Genomic DNA, 19,885 nt, shown 5'->3' with positions numbered 1-19,885 from the left:
GTGGCTCCGCGAAATGCGGGGCCACCCAACCGCGGCCGACGCTCAGGGGCGCGGGGCGAGCCGCCGTGCCGCCATCACCGAGAGCACGACAAGCAACACCATCGTCGTCACGTCGGCCGCGATGTAGATGTAGTGCCACGGCGACTGGCCGGGGTCGGCGCCGGCGAGCACGAGATCGGTGCGCGCGTTCAGTGGCGGGCGGATCAGCAACACCTTTGCGAGGTACACGACCGTCACCGCCGCGAGCACCGTCAGTTGACCGCGCGTCGCGCGCAGCGCGGGCGCAACCCTCGGCCACAGCGTGACGGCGATGAGCGCGGCGAGAATGAGCCCCTCGGCGATGTTTAGCGCGAAGAACACGAGGCGACCGATGCCAAGGCCGAGCGGAATCGTGATGCCGGGAGCCTGGAACTTCAGCGGCGCCTCGATGAACGAGATCGCCGCGATCATGCCAAACCACAGAATGGGCAGTGCGAGCCGCCAGACGGGCAGCGCCGCTCCACGCGTGGGTGCAGTCATTCGATTCCTCCGGTTGGGGTGTTCGGTGCGAATACCTGGGTGTTTGGGTGCGGGTGAGCTTGTCAGTCTCCGAGCGCGCTCTCCGGGAGATTGAGCTCGGCCACGACCGCGTCGAGCAGCGCGTCGGCTACCGCCCGCTTCGTGCCGGCAGTCGCCACGACGACGTCGCCCTCGGCGTCGAGCACACGCACCTCGTTGGTCTCGGATTCGAAGCCCTCGCTCCACCCCACCGCGTTCACCGCGAGCAGGTCGACGCCCTTCCGCGCGAGCTTGCGCCTGCCGCGCTCCAGCAACTCGTCTTCGTCATCGACCGTCTCGGCGGCAAAGCCGACGATCACCTGATCGTCTTGCCTGTCGCGCACGAGGCTCACGAGAATGTCGGGGTTCTCGACCAGGGTGAGCGTGGGAGCCGCCCCAGGCGAATCCTCCTTGCGTATTTTCTGGTCGGCCACCTCGGCGACGCGGTAGTCGGCCACCGCTGCCGCCATAATGACGACCCGGGCCCCGCGAGCTGCGGCGTGCACGGTGGAGTCGAGCTCGGCGGTGGTGCCGACCGTCACGAGCCGCACCGCCTGGTCTGACGAGACGGCCTCGAGCACTGCACCGTCGATATTCGCGGCGAGCAGTACCACTTCGGCGCCCCGATCCGCCGCGGCGGCAGCGATCGCAACGCCCTGCCGCCCGCTCGACCGGTTGCCGAGGAAGCGCACCGGGTCGATCGGCTCGCGGGTGCCGCCCGCGGTGACGAGCACGCGCACCCCCACAAGGTCGCCGCGCGACCGCTTGGCGGTGTCGACAACGCCGGTAGCCGGAGCTGCTGCACCACCGACATCAGCGGCGCGGGCATCAGCGAGCATCTCTTGCACCCGCTCAAAGATGTCGGCAGGCTCGCTCATGCGGCCCGGGCCGCTGTCGTTGCCCGTCAGCCGCCCGCTCTCCGGGCCGACGACGGCGACGCCCCTGGAGCGCAGAATCGCGACGTTGTCTTGGGTGGCGGGGTGCTGCCACATCTCCGTGTGCATTGCGGGCGCGACGAGCACGGGCGCACGCGTCGCAAGCAGCGTCGTGCCGAGCAGGTCGTCAGCGAGCCCCGCCGTCATGCGCGCGAGGGTGTTCGCCGTCGCCGGGGCGACCACCACGAGGTCGGCGTTCTGACCGAGCGCGACGTGCCGCACCTCTGGCACGTCGTCGTGCACCGAGGTGGTGACGGGGTTGCGGCTGATCGCTTCCCACGTGGGCTGGCCGACGAAGCGCAGCGCATCGGCGGTCGGCACGACGTGCACCTCGTGCCCGGCCTCGACGAGCAGGCGGGCGAGGGCGACGGCTTTGTACGCGGCGATCCCGCCGCTCACTCCGAGCACAATATTCTTCACGCCCCCATCCTCGCACTGGTCGACGCTTTCCAACACATACAGTGCCGGCTCTCGACCTACAGTGCCGGCTCTCGGGCGCAACGCGGCTCCCCCGATCTCCGAGCAGGTGCGCCCCCGCCCGCACTCGGGGGTCTACCGGATGGGCGAATGCTGTGTGTTTCGAAAGAGTGGAAGAATGATCAACACGCTTCCGACCGACCGGTTCTCCGGTGAGGGGTACACGCAACACATGAGCTACGTCCAACAGTGGAAACACACGCCGCGATACGCCGGTTTCTTGTTCGCGAGCTTTCCCGTCGCGCTCGTCGTTCTTGCGATCGTCATCTCGCTGTTCTCCGTGGGGCTCAGCCTCGCCCTGTTCGGCGTCGGGCTCGTCATCTGGCGCTTCGGCCTCGTACTGTCGCGAGACCGCGGCGCGGTGTGGCGTGACTGGGTCGTGCGCGCTGACGGCCGCCCGATCGCGGCTCCGGCCGTGCCCGGCCCTCCCGCGCACGCCGAGTCGTGGGTGGCGGAGATGCGCCGGGCGCTGTCGGTGCGCAGTGACTGGCGTGCGATGCTGCACCAGGGGCTGCTCGGCTTCATGGTCGCGGCGCTGACGTGGTCGGTCGCGCTGCTGTGGGCGGTGACCGCCGTCGCCGGGCTCCTGTACTGGGCGCTCGTGCGTGTGGTGCCGCAGCACCCCGATAACATCAGCGTGTCTGAGCTCATCTGGCCAGACCGCGTCGGCGTCGACATCTCGCCGATCGCGGCCGATTCGATCCTCTACGCGGCGCTCGGCCTTGTCTTCCTCGTGACTCTGCCACCCATCTACCGTGTGCTGGTCGCGGCGAACTGGCAGCTCGCGCGCGTGCTGCTCGGCGAGAGCGAGAGCGACGCGCTGCGGCGGGAGGTAGCGGATCTCGAGTCGTCCCGCGGCGCTCAAGCCTCGGCGGAGAATCGCACGCTTGGGCAACTCGAACGCGACCTGCACGACGGCCCGCAGCAGCGCCTGGTGCGCCTCCAGATGGATCTCGCCACCGCGGAGCGCCGCCTCGCAGACAACCCTGACGCAGCGGCCGAGGCCATCGGCGAGGCGCGGAGCACGGCGCGGGAGACGCTCGACGAGTTGCGCGCCCTCTCCCGCGGGTTTGCGCCGCCGATCCTCGCCGACCGCGGGCTGCGGGCCGCGCTTGGGACGCTGGCCGCTCGCGGCCCGATCCCGATCTCGCTGGCGGTCACCGCCACCGTTCCGCTGCCGGCAGAGATCGAGCGCGGGCTGTATTTCGTTGCGACCGAGTTGATCGCGAACTCGGCGAAGCACTCGGGTGCCTCGCAGATCAGCGTGACGCTCGCCGATGGGCCCGGCCCGCTCGATGTGACGCTCGTCGTGCAAGATCATGGCTCGGGCGGCATCGTCGAGCTCCCCGGCCACGGCATCGCGGGCCTCAGGGAGCGCGTGCGCGGCATGGGCGGGTCGTTTCAGGTCGTGAGCCCGGCCGGCGGCCCGAGCATCGTGAGCGCCACGGTGCCGGTTCCCCGCCAACCCGTATCCTAGACAGCGTGCCAGAACTCCATCGCCCGCTCCGTGTCGCCCTCGCCGAAGACTCGGTGCTGCTGCGCGAGGGGCTCATCCGCCTCTTCGATGAGGCCGGCTACGACACTGTGCTCGCGGTCGGCGATGCGGAATTGCTTCTCGCGGGCCTCGACGAGGCCGCACCCGACCTCGTCATCCTCGATGTGCGCATGCCCCCGACGTTCACCGACGAGGGCGTGCGCGCGGCGATCGAGATTCGGAGGCGCGCACAGCGGCCAGCGGTGCTGCTGCTCAGCCAGTACGTCGAGGTCGTCTATGCGGCCGAACTGCTCGCGGGCGGCGCGGAGGGCGTCGGGTACCTCCTGAAGGATCGGGTGGTCTCGCTCGACGAGCTCGAAGACGCCGTCGCGCGGGTGTCGCGCGGCGGCACGGTGCTCGACCCGCACGTGGTGCGCGAGCTCATGAGCCGCCGATCCGACCCGATCTCGCTGCTCACAGCGCGCGAGACCGAGGTGCTCGCCGCGATGGCCGAGGGGCGCTCGAACCAGGAGATCGCGGCCACCCTCGTCGTCGGCCAGGGAGCAGTTGAGAAGCACATCTCACAGATCTTCCAGAAGCTCGCGCTCGACGATTCACAGGGCGGGCACCGCCGGGTGCTCGCCGTGCTCGCCTGGTTGCAGCGCGGCTAGGCGGCGCGGCTAGGCGAGCGCGGCTAGGCGAGCACGGCTCAGCAGCCGAGCACCGAGCGACCCCTGCCCAGCATCGCGCCGCTACACTCGGGTGCATGTGCACCGTCGTCATCGAGGTTCCCCAAGACACTTCAACACCAACCCGCGTGCTCGCGGTTCGCGACGAAGACCCGAACCGGCCGTGGGACCCGCCGGGCGAGTGGTGGCCCGAGGAACACCCGGGAACGCTCGGGGTGCGCGACCGGCGCGCGAACGGTGCCTGGCTCGCGCTCGCGCCGCAGGCGGGCCGGCTCGCCGTCATGGTGAACCGAGCGGCGGAGATGACCGAACCGGCTGGCGGCTTCACGTCGCGCGGCGGCCTCGTGCTCGCGTCGGTCGCTGGCGACGCCGTTGCCGACCCGCCGACGGCGGCCCCGTTTTCGCTCGTCGAGGTCGACGGGCACAGCGCTCGGGTCACGGCCTGGGACGGCGTGCGCTTGCGCCGCGAAGAGCTCTCCCCCGGCATCCACATGCTCGCCCACCACGACGTCGACGACAACCGCTCGGAGCGCATCGCGCGCTGGCTGCCAGAGTTTCATCGGCTCGCGGGCGCGCCGCAGGAAAGCTGGCGTGCGCGCTGGCTCGAGCTGCTCGCCCGCACCGCAGAACTCGAACCGACCCACGACGAGGCGATCGTGCGCGACAACCGGCCGCTCGGCTACCCGACGCTGTCGCTGCTCGCCTGCGTCGCCGACGTTGCGGCCGACTCCGTGGAACTCGAGTGGGCACCGTTTACGCCGCCGGGCACCTGGGGCGATCCGTTGTTTCGCGCCGCCTAGCGAATCAGCCGCGGATCACCGGCGGCAATAGGGGCTTGCCGCGTTAGGCAAGCGGGGGTAGCATGCTGCCATGCCGCGGCCGCAGAAGTACCGAGACGTGATTAGGTTCTTGCGCTCGAAAGGATGGGTGCTTCTGCGGCAGGGCAAGGGGGCGCACGAACTGTGGGGGCACCCCTCTGGGACGCCTCACCTGTCGGTTCCGCGGCACCGAGAAATCAGCGCGGGGATCGTCAAACAAATCACGGACGTCTTCCCTGACGCTCCGCAAGCATGGAGGTAAACACGATGATCACCAACTACGACGTTGTTGCGTACCGCGACGGCAAGTGGTGGACCTTCGAGATTCCCGCGCTCACCTCGCCATCACCCAACACACCCGGCCACCCCATTGTGGCGATGGGCCAAGCTCGAACGGTCGCCGACATTGCCGAGGAGGCCCGTGACGTCATCGCCCTGTGGGCTGAGGTCGATGAGTCGAGTGTTTCGGTGGAGGTGTCGTACCGCCTCCCTCCCGCCGTGCAGCGCGCTCTCGACGACGCCAAAGGCCTTGACGCGGCCGGGCGGGCAGCCCTCGATGAAGCTGCGGCGCTCCGCCGCGACGCCGTGCGTCAACTGCGGACTGTCAGTGGCCTCAGCCAGGCCGACTCTGCTGCGGTGCTCGGGTTATCACGTCAGCGCGTGCAGCAGCTCGAGGCAACAACAAGACAGTAGCCGGTGGGAGAGGCGCCGGCGGTGAGGTCGGTAGGCGCGCTACGCCGCGCGCTCGAGCAGCACGGCAACTTCGAGGTGACCCGTGTGCGGAAACATGTCGAACAGCCTCGCCTCGCGCACTCGCAGCGACGGCATGCGCGCGAGGTCGCGGGCGAGGCTCTCGGGGTTGCAGCTCGAGTAGATGACGTGGCGGATCGCGGAGCCCTCGATCCACCCCGCGAGGTCTTCGCCGATGCCGCGCCGTGGCGGGTTCACCACGACGAGCTCCGGCAGTTCAGCGGGCGCTGCGGCGAGCGCGAACTCGGTCGCGTCGCCCGCCAAGAACCGCGCCGCGATCCCCGCCTCGCCAGCGGAGCGCTCGGCCGAACGGATCGCCTGCTCGCTGAGCTCGACGCCGAGCACGTCGCGCGCGGCCCCGGCTGCCGATCGGGCAGTGAACAGCGCGAACCCGCCGACGCCGCAGTACAGGTCCCAGAGTGACGCGGGATCCACCCGGTCGACCCACGCGCCCGCCTGCTCGTAGAGCGCGAGCGCCACCCGCGTGTTCGTCTGGAAGAAGCTCTGGGGGCGCAGGTACAGGGTGATCGGTTCGAGCCCGTCGCCCAGCTCCATCGCGAGCGCCGAGCCAACGAGCGGCTCCTCGCGCTCGCCCTCGAGCACGGCCTTGTGCTCTGGCAGCAGATTCACCGAGATCACGGCCGCCTGCGGCAGCAGCTCGCCAAGCTCGCGCACGTGGCGGCGGATCGCGGCGAGCCCCCGTTCGCTGCGCACCACGAAGCGCAGCATGAGCTCGCCGGCCGGGCTCGCGGTAACGTGCACGTACTTCAGCTCGCCTGAGCGCTTCGGCACCGAGTACGGCCGAATGCCGAGCTCGTTCACGAACGCCGCGATCACCGGAATGGCGTCGTGAATCGCGGGCTCGTGAATGAGGCAGTCGGTGAGGTCGACGCCGCTACCACCGCGATCGAGAATGCCGAGGGTCACCGCGCCGCGCGCTCCCCCGACGGCGAGTTTCGCGCGGTTGCGAAAGCCTGCGACGCCGCCCGAGACTGCCGGCAGCCAGGCGGCGGCCGGAATCTCGGGCAAGAGTTCGACGCAGCGCGCCTGCTTGGCTGCGAGCTGCTCATCGATGGGGGTCTCGATGAACGTGCACGACTGGCACACCCCCGCGGTGAAGTAGCGGCAGTTCGGCGGGGCTAGCAGGGTTGTGGGCACGGGAGACACCGGTCTCTAGGCGGTGAGGCCGAGCCCGTCCATGCGGCGAATGTGGTCGGCGATAAGCTCGGTGAACACGGGCTCGACCTCGCTCTCAACAAACTCGCGCTGCTCGCTGAGATTCAGCACGGCGCGCGACACGAGCAGGGTGTCGCCGACGAGGCGGCGCCCCCAGAGCGCGAGCCAGCTCGAGAGCTTCGGGTCGTCTTCGAGCGCCTGTTCGAGCAGCCCCTTGAGCGCCTGGCGCCCCTCACCACCGGTGAGCACGGCAATCACCTCGGTGCGATACGAGTCTTTCAGGCCCGTCGCGAGGCTCGCGAAGAAGTCATCGAAGAGCCCGCCAACGAGGTAGAGCGAGAGCACGTGCTGGTGCCAGTCTTCGGTGTCGATGCGCTCGACGTAGTCGTTGATCACCTTCGTGTAGGGGCGCATCACGGCGTGCGCCTCCTCGCCGCGGCGGCGAATCTCGTCTGCCAGGCGCTGGTGCTTCGACAGGGTTTCGCCAGCGACCCGGGCGAGGGTTTCTTTTGCCTCGAGCGTCGCGGCGCCCGAGACGCCCCGCGTCGCTGCCTCGTAGAGTTCGAGCTGCAGATAGGCGGTCAGGCCGAGAAACGGCATGATTCCCGGGGCAAACTCGGCGAGGTCAACCCGCTCGGTCGTCGTCTCGCTGGCATGCGACAGCGATGCCTTTGACGTCGTCTGCTTCTTGCGCAGTCCCCGGATCCACTCGAACACGTTGTTTAGCTTACCCGCGGTTCGCGGTCGCGCGGGAATACCCTCTCGCAGAACCCCTCTGCCCGCGCGACCGCCCCGGCGCCAACGTTCGTGCCATAGAAATAGCACAGTCAGAATCACGCAGATGTCGCCTGCACCCATAGACTGGAGGGACACGTATTATTCTTCGCCACCGTTGGAGTGGCGAAGGCTGCGCCCTGTACGACGCGCAGCACTGCACAATCGAACACAGAACAGGACCAGCGTGACCACATTCGTAGAACTCGGCATTGACCAAGACATGGTCGATGCGCTCGCCGAAAAGGGAATCACCGAAGCATTCCCGATTCAGGAGCAGACCATCCCCCTCGCCATCACCGGCCAAGACATCATTGGCCAGGCGAAGACCGGCACAGGCAAGACCTTCGGTTTCGGCCTGCCGCTCTTGCAGCGCCTCGGCGAGAACCCAGAGCCCGGCGTGCAGGCGCTCGTCGTCGTGCCCACCCGCGAGCTCGCCGTGCAGGTGTACGAAGACCTCGAGCTCGCAACCAAGCACCGCGGCACCACCGTCGTGCCGATCTACGGCGGCAAGGCCTACGAGGGCCAGATCGAGCAGCTCAAGGCCGGCGCGCAGGTCGTCGTCGGCACCCCCGGGCGCCTCCTCGACCTCGCGAGCCAGCGCATCCTCGACCTCGGAAACGTGCGCGAAATGGTGCTCGATGAGGCCGACAAAATGCTCGATCTCGGCTTCCTCGCCGACATCGAGAAGCTGTTCTCGAAGACCCCTGCGAGCCGCCACACCATGCTGTTCTCGGCGACCATGCCCGGCATCATCGTGTCGCTCGCGCGCCGCTTCATGGCGAACCCGATCCACATCCGCGCGACCGACCCCGACGAGGGTGCAGCGCAGGCGAACATCGAGCACATCATCTACCGCGCGCACTCCCTCGACAAAGACGAGGTCATCGGCCGCATCCTCCAGGCCGAGGGGCGCGGCAAGACCGTCATCTTCATGCGCACCAAGCGTGCTGCAGCCCGCCTGCAGGAGGAGCTCACCGACCGCGGCTTCAGCGCGGCTGCGGTGCACGGTGACCTCAACCAGGATCAGCGCGAGCGGGCCATGGCGGCGTTCAAGGCCGGCAAGAAAGACATTCTCATCGCGACCGAGGTTGCCGCGCGCGGCATCGACGTCGACGACGTCACCCACGTCATCAACCACACGGTGCCCGACGACGAGAAGGCCTACCTACACCGCGTCGGCCGCACCGGCCGCGCAGGCCGCACCGGCATCGCGGTGACGTTCGTCGATTGGGACGACATGCACAAGTGGGCGCTCATCAACAAGGCGCTCGACTTCGGCATCGCGGAGCCAGTGGAGACGTATTCGTCTTCGCCGCACCTCTTTACCGAGCTGAACATTCCCGAGGGCACGAAGGGGCGGCTGAAGGCCACCCCCGTGAAGGAGAGCGCGCCACGCGGCGAGCGCAGTGAGCGCAGTGAGCGCAGTGAGCGCAGCCGCACCCGCACCTCGGGCGGCCGCTCGGGTGGCTCGGGCGCTGCTCGCTCCGAAGGCGGCTCGTCGAGCGACGCCGAGGGTGGCGCGACGCGCACCCGCCGCCGCACCCGCAGCGCGAACCCGCAGGGCCGCGGCCGGCATGAAGCTCACGGCCACGAGCAGCACGGCCACGATGCCGACGGTGGCAGCGAGCCGGGCGCACCCGCCCCGACGACCGGCCCCGATGGCGAGGCGGCTCCTCGCAGGCGCCGTCGCCGCGGCGGCCGTGGGCGTGGTGCCGGCGCTAATGCTGGTGCTGCGGCTGCTGGCGGCGAGGCTTCGGGCGCCGGCGAGGCATCGGGCGCAGAGCGCGCCGGCGATGCCCCGGTCACCGCGTCGGCACCGGCCGCGTAGCGCCGGCCCAGCGCCCGGCCGCGAGCCCGGCTCCCGGGCCCGGCTCCCGGCCGCGAGCCCGGCTCCCGGGCCCGGCTCCCGGCTCCCGGCTCCCGGCCGCGAGCCTTCGCGCCAACGTATATGGCAGTAGTTGTCGTCATTCCTCGCGGCAGGCGACAACTACTGCCATATTGGCGGTGGCCCGGCGGCGGCAGGTCGCCCGCCCGCGGCTAGCGCGGCGTGACGACCCGCTCGCGCAGCAGCGCGACCGTCGCGGCAGGGGTCGTATGGGCGCCGAGCCGGTTCGGCTTGCCTGCGCCGTGGTAGTCGCTCGACCCCGTGACGAGCAAGCCGGCGACCGCCGCTGCCTCGCGCAGCGGCGGCAGCCAGTCTGCGCGATTCTCGGGGTGCTCGAGCTCGATGCCCGTGAGCCCGGCCGCAGCAAACTCGCGCACGGCGTCGGCCGATGTCGGGGTGCGCTGCCGCTCGGCGACGGGGTGCGCGAGCACCGACACTCCCCCGGCCGCCCGCACGAGCGCGATCGCCTCGAGCGTGTCGAGCGCATACGTCGGCACGTAATACGGCGAGCGCGGGTGCAGCACCTCGGCGAACGCGGCGCTGCGATCAGGGAAGTAGCCGGCGGCGACGAGCGCGTCGGCGATGTGCGGCCGACCGACAGCGATGGTCTCAGAGGCCCCGACCACGAGGTCCCAGCTAATGGCGTAGTCGGCCGCGAGCCGATCCACCATCTGCCGCGCGCGCCCGAAGCGCGACTCGCGCACGCGCGCGAGCGCCCCCATGAGTTCGCCGGCGAGCGGGTCGATGCCGTAGCCGAGCAGGTGCCGCGATTTCCAGTTGTGGATCGTGGTGAGCTCGATGCCAGGCACGAAGTCGATGCCGTGGCTCTTCGCGGCCTCGCGCGCCTCGCCCCAGCCGGTGACGGTGTCGTGGTCGGTGAGCGAGAAGCCCTCGAGCCCGAGCCCCGCGGCCTCGGCCGCGATCTCGCTCGGCCTGGTCGTACCGTCGGAGTGCACGGAGTGCGTGTGGAGGTCGTAGCCCGGGCGCCCTGTCATTCCCTCAGTCTATGCATGTTCACGGCTTTTCCGTGCCCGGCACCAAGGTCAGCGCCTTCCCTCAGCAGAAGGTGAAAGAATGGCGGCATGACCGAAAACGCGAATGCCACCCACGAGGCTGAGATCGATAACTCGAACCGGAGCACAACTCCGCAGACCGAGACGTTTCTGAACTACATTTCGTCGCACTGGGCCGACCGTGTTGATGAGCTGCCGGCCGAGCTTGGCGTTGCGAAATATGCGGCGGATCGCCGGCTCGCACTCGCAGCACAGTTCCCTGGCAAGCGGCTCGTCATCGCAGCCGGCGCCCTCAAGCAGCGCTCGAACGACACGTTCTACCCATACCGCCCGCACAGTGCCTTCGCCCACCTCACCGGCTGGGGCTCGGAGTCGGAGCCGGGCGCGATCCTCGTGATCGAGGCCTCGGGTGCGACGACGCTCTACTTCCGCGAGCGCGCAGGCCGCGATTCAGACGAGTTCTTCGCGAACCCCGAGATCGGCGAATTCTGGATCGGGGCGCGCCCCTCGCTCGCGCAGGTCGCTGCGCTGCTCGGCGTGCAGACCGCGCACCTCGCGGAGTTCGCGGCGGCAGACGGCGACGTCACCCTCGACAACGACGAGCTCGCCCGCGCGGCCTCAGAGCTGCGGCTCGTGAAAGACGAGTACGAGCTCGCCGAGATGCAGGACGCGGTCGATGCGACCCAGCGGGGCTTCGACGAGGTGCTCGCTGCCCTCGGCGACGCGAGCGCGCACCCCCGCGGCGAGCGCATCGTCGAGGGCGTCTTCAACCAGCGGGCTCGGCTCGACGGCAACGAGGTCGGCTACGAGACCATCGCCGCTGCAGGCCCGCACGCGTGCACGCTGCACTGGATTCGTAACGACGGGCCCGTGCGCGAGGGCGACCTGCTGCTGCTCGATGCCGGCGTCGAGCTCGACAGCCTGTACACCGCAGACATCACCCGCACGATTCCGATCTCGGGCACCTTCTCCGAGACCCAGCGCAAGGTGTACGAGACCGTGCTCGAGGCGGCAGACGCCGCGCGCGCGATCGTGAAGCCGGGGATTCGCTTCGGCGATGTGCACGACGCCGCGATGGCCGTGATCGAGCGCGCGACCCGCGAGTGGGGCTTCCTGCCCGAGGCCGACGGCACGCCCTACCACCGGCGCTACATGGTGCACGGCACGAGCCACCACCTCGGCCTCGACGTGCACGACTGCGCGCAGGCGAGGCGCGACATGTACCTCGACGGCATTCTCGAGCCAGGCATGGTCTTCACGATCGAGCCCGGGCTCTACTTCCAGCCAGACGACCTCACCGTGCCGGCCGAGTTCCGCGGCATCGGCGTGCGCATCGAAGACGACATCGTCGTCACCGAAGACGGCTGCGTGAACCTCTCGGCGAACATTCCGCGCACCGCCGACGATGTCGAGGCGTGGGTGCGGGGCGCCCGCACGGCGTAGCCGCGGTTCGTCATAGGCCGGGTTCCGTTGGGTGTCTTCCCAGCGGGACCCGGTTTATTGCGCGCCGCACACTGGTGGTTTAGTTCCAGGCCCCTCCGAGATTTCTCGGGTCGTTGCGATCGCACCGCCTGACCTATGCACAACCTCACTCGATGCCACGTTCCTCATCAAATGCTCTCAGCGCAGCGAGTGCCTCTGCCTGCGTCGCTCTGCGCGCTTCCCGGAAGGCAACGACATCCCCGAGTAGGAACCGATGGTGTGAACCAACGCGGCGAGATTCCAGCAGCCCGTTGGTGACGAGTTGCATCAAGGTGGGACGAGAAACTCCAAGAAAGCTGGCCGCCATGGTCGTGGTCAGCTCCTCAGGCACTTCCCGCATGCGCACCTCGCCATGAGCCAGGCCGGCTATCAACGGCGCAATCATCGCAACAACCTCTTCCGGCAGAACCAGTTCGCTGCCGTCGTCCATCACCAGGGTGGTCGCAACGATCTCCCGACCCTGCGACTGCGAGAGCAATTCGCGCGCCTGGCTTCGCACCGACTCGGCTACGAAGGTAGTCTGCGCCACTCGAGACCCTGCGGCCCCCATCTCAACCTCCCAAACGCCTCAGCTCCAGCGCATCGGCGTGCGCGTCGAGGACTGAGCGACTTCCCTCCGCCAGTACCGCTTCCCTCGATGACGACGTACCATGGGTATATGTTGGGCTCAGCACTGAAGAACCAGCTCGATGACCTCACGCCTGCTGAGCTCGTCGAGCTGAGAGATGTCATTCAAGCTAGGATCGACGACATTGAGTCGGATGAAGTGAACAACCTCCTCACACGACGCGTTGCAGAGGCGGACGCGGCTCCCCGCGACTACCTCTCTTTGGAGGAGTGGAAAGCTCGACGACGCTCGTCTCAATCCGCATGACCTACAGCGTGCGGCTCATGGCCGCCGCGCTTCGTGATCTGGATGCTATCGAGGGGTACTACGAGCAGCACGCCCCTCGAGATACCGAACGTTGCCTTGATGCCATTGAAGCCACGCTTGGTCGCCTATCACTGCATGCCCATCAGGCGCCTCAGCGCCGGCTCGGATTGCGGCGCGTCAGCACAGAGGCATTCCGTTACCACGTCTGGTACAGGCTCTTCGAGTACGAGCGCTTCGTGCAGGTTGTCGCTATTCTTCATCACGCACGCGGTGATGAGGCGTTGGCCAGCCGACTACCCTAACGGAGCGGCGCTGGTTGTTACATCTCTGACGTGGGGGCAAGGCGCATACCGCGGACGCACACGTTCGCTGCGAGGCGTTCAAGCACCCTGCTCTGCCTGAATGCGTATATCAGGGTGAACGAGCTGACGCAGTGAGCGTTCCAAAATGGCCCCTGGTACGTCACGACACAACATCAGCATACGCTGGAGTGATGTGTCTCCAGGCGCCGAGTGCGCTCTCAGTACTGGCGCAACATAGGAACCGGCCGAGCGCAGTTCGATAGTATCGCCGGCTTCTCTAAGCCAGGCCTGTGCGCGCAAGACACGATGCCCGTGATGCGCCAGGAGAACGACCAACCAGGTATGCAGCGCGAGCCATGAGACGCTGTCAGGAAGCAAAAATTCATGGGCATCGAAGGGTACACGGGCCTGTGCCCGACCGTTGCAGCCGCTCACTCTGCTGGGGCGACTGTGCCGGCCAAGGTTTGTGCGGCCCGCCCCCTCTGTGCCCACCGGCTGCTGCCAGAGGAGCCGGGTCAACGGGTACGCCGAAGTGAACTCCTCCGAGAACGCATCACGCTGATTCGTGTCAACTAGTTCTGAATTCACCACCACGCACTCGGTGGCAAATACTGCGCCCACCAACCCACGGGCTGTTTGCCCGCAGCGGAGCATCTCCCCATCAACAACATGAACAATGCGAGGCATGGTGATCTGGTGTCGCAGTCGCGGGTGCGCGTTGATACGCTGCAACACGGCAATGGGATCGGCTTGATCGTGAAGCACGACCGCTATCGTGTCGTGCCCGTCTGGAGGCCGCGAAACCGCAGCCTCCAGAGCGAGCAGGAGCGCACTGTATCCGTCGCCACATCGGCAGCCAATCGACCGCTCAGAACCACAAGCGCATGTGTCGCCACCGGAGTAACTCATCGTGCCTGGCCAGTGTTCCGGTTCTGGCACCAGCAGGAGGGCCGCGCCGAGCGACAGCGTCTGCATCAGACCCGCGAATGCGCTCACTCCACCGGAGCCAGCGTTTCGAGTCACGAGCACGAGTGGGAAGCTCATCGTTGACCGCCCGGCTTGCTCAACCAACTCACATCCAATACATCGATTGGCGCCCCGGTGAGTGTGAGGAAGCCGGCTGCGAGCCCAATAGCACCGTCGACGATGATCCGATTCCCCGTGCCACCTGTGAGCATGAATCTATCGTGGTCAACGTCAGCAACTCCAACGTTTGACCCGTCGAAGAGCTTCTTGATCACCTCACCACGCTGAGCCTTCGCGATAGCACGATCGGACGGCGCAGACTCTGCCCACACCGAGCCCCATCCCGAGGACGAAGCCGGTCTACAAGAAACACACACGGGCAATGTCCTTTCTCTGCGTCAGCGCGCACCCCGCTGCCACGTTCAGTCCACCCGAACGGCCCCGGGAGGGAGACTACGGGCGCCAAGAATCACAACAGCAGCGATCACTGTGGGCACCACTCCCCACAGCATGGCGGTTGTGTTCCAGCTCACGCCCGCTCCGAGACTCGCGGTAACCAGGATTCCGGCGATCACTGCCCCGACTTGACCGCCGGCATTGATAATTGCGCCGCCCGTAGCGCGGGTGTGAACCGGAAAGCTCTCTCCGTTGAAGAACAGCAGCGCCGCAAACGGGCCGATCAGAAAGAACAGACCGGCGGAGTACCAAACGATGATGAGCACAGATTGCTCAGATGGCGTCCAGACCATCGCCGCAAACGACAGCCCCGCCAGCAACCACCCCAAGGCGATCGTGTTCCTTCGCCCGATCCGGTCCCCAAGCCAACCGTGAAAAAGGTAGCCGAAAAAGGCTGTGCCGTTCGAAATCATCAAGATCAACAAGGAGTCGCTGAAGTCGATGTCCTTGCCTGTGGCAGACGTCAGCAATGAAGTTCCCAAGATCACAAACACCAGCACACCGAACCAGCTCAGGGTGAATCCGAGCCCGATGCATACAACCGCGCGAAGGGATTCTCCTTTAAACACCGCGCTCAGGGGTGCAGTCTGCTCTTCGATGCTTACGCCGGCAGCGGCAGCGAAGGCTCGCGCCTCGGCCACGTGACCCGCACGAAGGAGCTCGAGCGCCGCCTTGCGATTCTTGAATTGCGGGCTCTCTTTGAGCCAGATACCCGCAATCGCAATGAAGATGGCGGGAAAGACAGCCACAACGAAGCAGAGTGCCCACCCGCCAATCGGGAACAACACATACACTGAAGCAGCCGCGATAACGCTGCCGATAGGCCACCCTGACTGAACCATGGAGTAGATGAACCCGCGACGTTTGGCCTGCTCGGGCGATGTGTACACCTGCGCGAAGAGCTCGTTCAGGTACGTGGCGTTGAGCGCTTGTTCTCCGTAACCGAGCCCCGCAACTGAGCGCACGAGAAGCAAGAAGACGAGCCCGATCCCAGCGCTCAGGCCAATTGCCCAGCCCGCTACCGCTGTCAGCGCAGACGCCACTGCCGCACCGATGACAGAAATGATGATTCCCTTTCTGCGCCCGATCTTGTCGACGATTGGCCCGATACCGAAAGCGACAACCGCCGTTCCGACAGTGACCCAGGTATTCACCGTGGTCGACTGAGCCTCAGTCCACCCCATGTCGGCCGCGAAACTCGGCAGTAGGTTGCCAAAGAGTACAAAGTCGTAGACAGCAAACGTCCACGCGAAGAAGCAAATCCAGGTCGCTACCCGCACGTCTTTCAAGGTGACTTGATGAAGTTCGGGCATGCGTATCGTGGGTGAAATGGTCATCGAGAGATCCTCACTGATCGTCGAATTGAATTGAAATATGCTGTGAAGCTACATTGCTTCGGTTGCGAACCTGTGGGACAGCTCGGCCCTGCTTGCTCCGGCAGCGAGTAGCAAGCGCAGGAGCACCCGAGCCTTCACCCCGTCCAAGACGCCACCACTGGTAAGGCCGTGTCTGAGCAGATCTTTCTCTGCCCCGGGGAAGCCGTATGTTGCTGAGTAGACTTGCCCAGCCCCGGTACGGGAGACAAATACGACCGGCATCCGAGCCGCCAAGTTCGCGAGACGAGCTACGTCCCAGCTCGGCAGATGGCCTCCGCCCATTGCCTCGACCACGACGGCGCTGTATCCGCGAGCATCCAGATCTTCCAGGACACGCAGGTCGTCATCCATGCCAACCGTTATCAAGGCCACCTCGGGCAGCGAATCGACGTCGACACCGTTGACTTGGACCGGTCGTGTCCGTTCCCTGGGAAGCAGCGGGAGGTGGACAACGCCCTCGGTGACCCACCCAACCGGGCCGAGATTCGGTGACCGAAACGTATCGACAAATGAGCTATGAGTCTTTCGCACGTACCTGGCGAGGTGAATCTGATCGGCGAACACGACGAGCGGGCCGTACCCGCGAGCCTGAGGCGAGGCGGCAACGTGCACTGCCGCAAGAAGATTAGCTGGCCCGTCAGCTCCGGCAAGCCCCGGGTTGCGCATAGCGCCTGTCAGCACTACTGGCTCATCTACGTCGAGCAACAGGTCAAGCAGGTAGGCGCTCTCCTCCAGGGTATCTGTACCCTGCGACACCACAACCCCGGTTGCGCCCGAAAGCAGTTCACTGCGAATCGCTGAGGCGAGGTCAAAGATCGCACGAAAGGTGAGATCGCCCGAGGCATGTTGACTGTATGTTACAGCGCGCACTTTCGCGTGTTCGGCGAGTCCGGGAATTCCGGCGACCAGGTCGGAAGCGTCGAGCGTCGGCACGGCGGCCTGGCCGGGCGCGGTCGGGATAGATGCGATAGTGCCGCCTAGCGTAAACAGCACAACGTTGGGGAGCGTGGGACTCATTCTGGCCAATCGTAGAATGTGAAATTATTGAGGACGATCTCGGTGGTGCGCCCGCCCCGGGCGAGCGCACCACCGCTGCCGCGCTAGGGCAGTTCTCGGTCGAAGGGGTAGCGGCTGTTCTCAGCGAATGGGAACCTGGCCCGAAAGTCTTCGGCGACGTTCTCGAAGGTGTCAAAGGTCACGCCCGGGTGCCGTTGCATATGTTCGATGAGCCGCTCGAGCATCATCAGCACCTGAGGGCGACCCGATACGTCCGGGTGAATGGTGATTGGGAAGATTGCGTAGTCGTATTCCCGGTATACCCAGTCAAACTGTTCCCGCCACATGTCTTCAATGTCGCGCGGGTTCACGAAGCCGTGCGAGTTTGGGCTTCCCTTAATGAACATCATTGGCGGGAGGTCGTCTACGTACCAAGAAAAGTTGATCTCCACGAGGTCGATTTCTTTGCCGCGCACGAGAGGCTTCATCCAGTCGGCCGCGTTTCTTGAAAAATCTATGTTCGTCCACGTATCGCCGGTTCGCGCATAGAAGGGCTGGAAGTCATGGAACGCCTGGCTGTGGTCGTAGCGGAAGCCGTTCTTGAGCAGCAAGTCGGTCGTGACGGGAGAGAGCTCGCACCAGGGAGCGATATAGCCGCGGGGCCGCAACCCCGAGAACTGCTCGATGAGTTCGATGCTCTTGTTCAGCACGTCCTCTTCTTGCTCGGGGGTCATCGCGATCGGATTCTCGTGGCTGTACCCGTGCGCAGCCAGCTCGTGACCAGCTGCAACGATCTGTTCGATGCGATGCGGAAAGGTTTCGATCGAGTGCCCGGGCGCGAACCATGTCGCACTGAGGTCATACTTTTTGAACAGGTTGAGCAGCCGAGGGATTCCGACCTCCCCCGCAAACATTCCCCGCTGAATGTCCGCAGGTGAGTCTTGCCCACCGTACGATCCCAGCCCCCCTGCTACCGCGTCAATGTCTGCTCCGATGCAGACCTTGATTTCCTTAGGCATCTCTCGTCCTTTCAATTGTGCGAAGACTTCGGTGTCTCAGAATCATCCCTCCGGGAGGAGATTCGACGCTGCGCCGCACGATCGCAGTAACGTCAGCCTAGGGTACACAATCGTTTGGGTCAATCGTTTGCGTCAAACGATTGTGTAAAACCAAATTGTGACGAGGCGCCGATGACCAATGCACCCGTGCGCCGCGTGGGAGGCTCAGCGTCGAGTGCTCGCGCGCGCCACGATCTCAGGCATCAGCGCCTCCGACTCGAGCTGTTTGCCGTCTGCGAGGTCAGCCAGCATCGCCATGCTTCGCTCACCCATCTGTTCCATCGGCGAGCGCACACTTGTGAGGTTCACGCCTTCCGCCAAAGGCGTGTCGTTAAACCCACACATCAGCACGTCCTCCGGAACCCGCAGCCCGCGCTCGCGGAGCAAGCCAGTGGCCCCGATCGCAGCGAAGTCGTTTGTAGCAAACACCGCTTCAGGTACGCCGGCGATGTCGAGTATCCCCGCCATCGCCTCACGACCAGACACTGCGTCGAAGTTGGTGTAGATCGCGGTGATGCGGGAATCTGGGATTCCCGCTTCAGTCAGCGCGTCTATGAACCCGGCGACGCGATCCTGCGCGGTTGAGGCACCGGCCTGGCCAGCGAGCACCCCAAACGAAGTTCTGCCAGTACCGAGCAGATGCTCCGCAGCAATGCGCCCTCCCGCGTAATCGTCGCAGGTAACAGAGAGCTCACCAGGTAACCTCCGACTAACAAGGAGATAGGGCACACCACGCTTGGCGAAGTCTGCGAAGAAACCGGGGCTGTCGAGATGCGCATCACCAAAAATCAGCCCTGCGACGTGTCGATCGAGAATCTGGTCAGTGAGCGCGCGTCTTCGCTGCTCGTCGTCGTGCGAGCTTGAGACGATGGAATAGTAACCGCGCGTCGACGCCTGCCGAGCGATCCCCTCGTAGATCGAAGCGAACACGTAGTCTTGCAGGCTCGGAGCGATCACTCCGACCATGTTGGAGCGCGACGTGCGAAGCGAGGCCGCATGCGGGTTGCGCGAGTAATTGAGCTCGTTCGCCAACCGGTGAATCCGCGCAACAGTCTCAGCCGACGCCCACCGAGACGATCCCTCGTCGGGGTCATTGAGCACCCGAGAGACCGTCGATGGGCTCAGCTCCAACGCGGCAGCAAGATCCTTGAGCGTGACCGTACCCGTCGTACCCATCTTGTCACGTGCCTTCCACTCGGGTTGCAGCTAGCGTATCGCGCTTCGCGCTGCGCCTCACTACCCAAGCAGCCAACCCCAAGCATCACCCAAGCAGGGCGAGCGCGAGCCGCGCCTACTCCCCCGAGAGCACCCGGCGGGCCTCGTGCAAAAGCTCGGGCTCGGTGATGAGGTCGTAGCGGGTCGCAACCATCTGCATGATTGACGAGAAGTCGCGGCGGTTGCGGTTGAGCGCGTACGAGAGCAGGCCGAACAGCATGCCGAAGCCCGCACCGATGACGATCGCCGAGAGGAACACCCCGCCGATGCCGGCGTTGTCTGGCTGGAAGATGAAGAGCAGAAGGCCGAGGAAGAGGCCGAGGTACGCGCCGGAGAGCGCGCCCATCCACGCGATCTTGCTGTAGCTCAGTCGGCCGGTGACGCGCTCGACGCTGCGCAGGTCGTTGCCGAGAATCGAGACGCGCTGCACGGGGAAGCCGCTGCGGGCGAGCACGTCGACGGCGTGCTTCGCGTCTTCGTAGCGATCGTAGGTCGACACGATCTCACCCTTCGGGATCTCGGGCTGCATGGGGGCGCGAGAATTCGGGAATCCGGGAGTGCTCATGGCTTGATTCTTCCACAGGAGCCACAAAGATGCCCGGATTGACTGGATTTCTCCTGCCCGGGTT

21 protein-coding genes are annotated in these 19,885 nt (G+C 66.0%); 9 read left to right on the top strand and 12 right to left on the bottom strand.

Translation table 11 applies throughout. The annotated features are described in order from the left end of the window. Nucleotides 1–42 precede the first annotated feature (42 nt). Together ABD115_RS04265 and ABD115_RS04260 are read right to left on the bottom strand one after the other, a co-directional pair. A complete protein-coding gene (locus ABD115_RS04265; protein ID WP_343958553.1) occupies nucleotides 43–519 on the bottom strand; it encodes a hypothetical protein in 477 nt (158 codons plus the stop codon). Between the two features lie 62 nt (nucleotides 520–581). Then, nucleotides 582–1,892 (bottom strand): bifunctional phosphopantothenoylcysteine decarboxylase/phosphopantothenate synthase, encoded by a 1,311-nt coding sequence (locus ABD115_RS04260; protein ID WP_343958551.1) that lies wholly within the window; start codon nucleotides 1,890–1,892, stop codon nucleotides 582–584. Nucleotides 1,893–2,067: 175 nt separating this feature from the next. Between ABD115_RS04260 and ABD115_RS04255 the strand changes: the two genes are divergently transcribed. From ABD115_RS04255 to ABD115_RS04235, 5 genes are all read left to right on the top strand, one after another. Then, complete coding sequence (locus tag ABD115_RS04255) at nucleotides 2,068–3,426, top strand: sensor histidine kinase (protein ID WP_343958549.1); 1,359 nt, start codon at nucleotides 2,068–2,070, stop codon at nucleotides 3,424–3,426. A 5-nt stretch (nucleotides 3,427–3,431) separates the two neighbouring features. Then, on the top strand, nucleotides 3,432–4,094 hold the full coding sequence (locus ABD115_RS04250) for a response regulator (RefSeq protein ID WP_343958547.1): 663 nt from the start codon (nucleotides 3,432–3,434) through the stop codon (nucleotides 4,092–4,094). A gap of 95 nt (nucleotides 4,095–4,189) precedes the next feature. Then, nucleotides 4,190–4,912 (top strand): NRDE family protein, encoded by a 723-nt coding sequence (locus ABD115_RS04245; protein WP_343958545.1) that lies wholly within the window; start codon nucleotides 4,190–4,192, stop codon nucleotides 4,910–4,912. A 70-nt stretch (nucleotides 4,913–4,982) separates the two neighbouring features. Then, entirely contained in the window at nucleotides 4,983–5,192 is a 210-nt protein-coding gene (locus tag ABD115_RS04240) for a type II toxin-antitoxin system HicA family toxin (RefSeq protein WP_343958543.1), read from the top strand. A gap of 5 nt (nucleotides 5,193–5,197) precedes the next feature. After that, nucleotides 5,198–5,623, top strand: coding sequence for a hypothetical protein (locus tag ABD115_RS04235; RefSeq protein ID WP_343958541.1), 426 nt, complete (start codon nucleotides 5,198–5,200; stop codon nucleotides 5,621–5,623). Between the two features lie 39 nt (nucleotides 5,624–5,662). Here the strand turns inward: ABD115_RS04235 and ABD115_RS04230 are convergent, their stop codons facing one another. After that, complete coding sequence (locus ABD115_RS04230) at nucleotides 5,663–6,838, bottom strand: methyltransferase domain-containing protein (protein ID WP_343958539.1); 1,176 nt, start codon at nucleotides 6,836–6,838, stop codon at nucleotides 5,663–5,665. A gap of 15 nt (nucleotides 6,839–6,853) precedes the next feature. Then, complete coding sequence (locus ABD115_RS04225; RefSeq protein ID WP_343958536.1) at nucleotides 6,854–7,573, bottom strand: ferritin-like fold-containing protein; 720 nt, start codon at nucleotides 7,571–7,573, stop codon at nucleotides 6,854–6,856. 280 nt (nucleotides 7,574–7,853) lie between these two features. Here ABD115_RS04225 and ABD115_RS04220 point away from each other — a divergent pair, with 280 nt between their 5' ends. Beyond that, a complete protein-coding gene (locus ABD115_RS04220; RefSeq protein ID WP_382403218.1) occupies nucleotides 7,854–9,461 on the top strand; it encodes a DEAD/DEAH box helicase in 1,608 nt (535 codons plus the stop codon). A 209-nt stretch (nucleotides 9,462–9,670) separates the two neighbouring features. Here the strand turns inward: ABD115_RS04220 and ABD115_RS04215 are convergent, their stop codons facing one another. Then, nucleotides 9,671–10,513, bottom strand: a complete 843-nt coding sequence (locus ABD115_RS04215; protein WP_343958531.1) for a PHP domain-containing protein — start codon at nucleotides 10,511–10,513, stop codon at nucleotides 9,671–9,673. Between the two features lie 87 nt (nucleotides 10,514–10,600). Here ABD115_RS04215 and ABD115_RS04210 point away from each other — a divergent pair, with 87 nt between their 5' ends. Then, nucleotides 10,601–11,974 carry an aminopeptidase P family protein gene (locus ABD115_RS04210; protein ID WP_343958530.1) on the top strand — a complete coding sequence of 458 codons (1,374 nt, stop codon included), beginning with the start codon at nucleotides 10,601–10,603 and terminating at the stop codon, nucleotides 11,972–11,974. A gap of 145 nt (nucleotides 11,975–12,119) precedes the next feature. Here ABD115_RS04210 and ABD115_RS04205 read toward each other — a convergent pair whose 3' ends face one another. Beyond that, nucleotides 12,120–12,542 carry a helix-turn-helix domain-containing protein gene (locus ABD115_RS04205; protein ID WP_343958528.1) on the bottom strand — a complete coding sequence of 141 codons (423 nt, stop codon included), beginning with the start codon at nucleotides 12,540–12,542 and terminating at the stop codon, nucleotides 12,120–12,122. A 129-nt stretch (nucleotides 12,543–12,671) separates the two neighbouring features. Between ABD115_RS04205 and ABD115_RS04200 the strand changes: the two genes are divergently transcribed. Next, on the top strand, nucleotides 12,672–12,887 hold the full coding sequence (locus ABD115_RS04200) for a hypothetical protein (protein ID WP_343958526.1): 216 nt from the start codon (nucleotides 12,672–12,674) through the stop codon (nucleotides 12,885–12,887). After that, nucleotides 12,884–13,189 (top strand): type II toxin-antitoxin system RelE/ParE family toxin, encoded by a 306-nt coding sequence (locus ABD115_RS04195; RefSeq protein WP_343958524.1) that lies wholly within the window; start codon nucleotides 12,884–12,886, stop codon nucleotides 13,187–13,189. The genes ABD115_RS04200 and ABD115_RS04195 overlap by 4 nt, the downstream gene beginning before the upstream one ends. 1,040 nt (nucleotides 13,190–14,229) lie before the next feature. On the opposite strand, the gene ABD115_RS04190 is transcribed toward ABD115_RS04195, so the two are convergent. The 6 genes from ABD115_RS04190 to ABD115_RS04165 form a co-directional block, all read right to left on the bottom strand. Further along, nucleotides 14,230–14,430: a hypothetical protein gene (locus tag ABD115_RS04190; protein WP_343958522.1), complete on the bottom strand. Its 201-nt coding sequence runs from the start codon at nucleotides 14,428–14,430 to the stop codon at nucleotides 14,230–14,232. Nucleotides 14,431–14,577: 147 nt separating this feature from the next. Continuing rightward, nucleotides 14,578–15,948: an MFS transporter gene (locus tag ABD115_RS04185; protein ID WP_343958520.1), complete on the bottom strand. Its 1,371-nt coding sequence runs from the start codon at nucleotides 15,946–15,948 to the stop codon at nucleotides 14,578–14,580. A 48-nt stretch (nucleotides 15,949–15,996) separates the two neighbouring features. Continuing rightward, nucleotides 15,997–17,004, bottom strand: coding sequence for an asparaginase (locus ABD115_RS04180; RefSeq protein ID WP_343958518.1), 1,008 nt, complete (start codon nucleotides 17,002–17,004; stop codon nucleotides 15,997–15,999). A gap of 83 nt (nucleotides 17,005–17,087) precedes the next feature. Continuing rightward, on the bottom strand, nucleotides 17,088–18,002 hold the full coding sequence (locus ABD115_RS04175; RefSeq protein WP_343958516.1) for a polysaccharide deacetylase family protein: 915 nt from the start codon (nucleotides 18,000–18,002) through the stop codon (nucleotides 17,088–17,090). A 204-nt stretch (nucleotides 18,003–18,206) separates the two neighbouring features. Further along, on the bottom strand, nucleotides 18,207–19,217 hold the full coding sequence (locus ABD115_RS04170; protein ID WP_343958514.1) for a LacI family DNA-binding transcriptional regulator: 1,011 nt from the start codon (nucleotides 19,215–19,217) through the stop codon (nucleotides 18,207–18,209). A gap of 115 nt (nucleotides 19,218–19,332) precedes the next feature. Next, entirely contained in the window at nucleotides 19,333–19,821 is a 489-nt protein-coding gene (locus ABD115_RS04165; protein ID WP_343958511.1) for a YflT domain-containing protein, read from the bottom strand. Between the last annotated feature and the right edge of the window lie 64 nt (nucleotides 19,822–19,885).

The organism is Leucobacter albus, from assembly GCF_039528015.1.
GTDB lineage: Bacteria > Actinomycetota > Actinomycetes > Actinomycetales > Microbacteriaceae > Leucobacter > Leucobacter albus.
The sequence above is the reverse complement of the archived record's forward strand: the minus strand, read 5'-3'. Positions and strand labels throughout refer to the sequence as shown.

Bases quoted from the DNA above. Each gene is read 5' to 3' on its own strand.
- ABD115_RS04175 (WP_343958516.1), bottom strand. From the start codon at position 18,002: ATGCCTAAGGAAATCAAGGTCTGCATCGGAGCAGACATTGACGCGGTA.
- ABD115_RS04210 (WP_343958530.1), top strand. From the start codon at position 10,601: ATGACCGAAAACGCGAATGCCACCCACGAGGCTGAGATCGATAACTCG.
- ABD115_RS04200 (WP_343958526.1), top strand. From the start codon at position 12,672: ATGTTGGGCTCAGCACTGAAGAACCAGCTCGATGACCTCACGCCTGCT.
- ABD115_RS04255 (WP_343958549.1), top strand. From the start codon at position 2,068: ATGATCAACACGCTTCCGACCGACCGGTTCTCCGGTGAGGGGTACACG.
- ABD115_RS04180 (WP_343958518.1), bottom strand. From the start codon at position 17,004: ATGAGTCCCACGCTCCCCAACGTTGTGCTGTTTACGCTAGGCGGCACT.
- ABD115_RS04240 (WP_343958543.1), top strand. From the start codon at position 4,983: ATGCCGCGGCCGCAGAAGTACCGAGACGTGATTAGGTTCTTGCGCTCG.
- ABD115_RS04265 (WP_343958553.1), bottom strand. From the start codon at position 519: ATGACTGCACCCACGCGTGGAGCGGCGCTGCCCGTCTGGCGGCTCGCA.
- ABD115_RS04220 (WP_382403218.1), top strand. From the start codon at position 7,854: ATGGTCGATGCGCTCGCCGAAAAGGGAATCACCGAAGCATTCCCGATT.
- ABD115_RS04215 (WP_343958531.1), bottom strand. From the start codon at position 10,513: ATGACAGGGCGCCCGGGCTACGACCTCCACACGCACTCCGTGCACTCC.
- ABD115_RS04245 (WP_343958545.1), top strand. From the start codon at position 4,190: ATGTGCACCGTCGTCATCGAGGTTCCCCAAGACACTTCAACACCAACC.
- ABD115_RS04170 (WP_343958514.1), bottom strand. From the start codon at position 19,217: ATGGGTACGACGGGTACGGTCACGCTCAAGGATCTTGCTGCCGCGTTG.
- ABD115_RS04165 (WP_343958511.1), bottom strand. From the start codon at position 19,821: ATGAGCACTCCCGGATTCCCGAATTCTCGCGCCCCCATGCAGCCCGAG.
- ABD115_RS04185 (WP_343958520.1), bottom strand. From the start codon at position 15,948: ATGACCATTTCACCCACGATACGCATGCCCGAACTTCATCAAGTCACC.
- ABD115_RS04235 (WP_343958541.1), top strand. From the start codon at position 5,198: ATGATCACCAACTACGACGTTGTTGCGTACCGCGACGGCAAGTGGTGG.
- ABD115_RS04195 (WP_343958524.1), top strand. From the start codon at position 12,884: ATGACCTACAGCGTGCGGCTCATGGCCGCCGCGCTTCGTGATCTGGAT.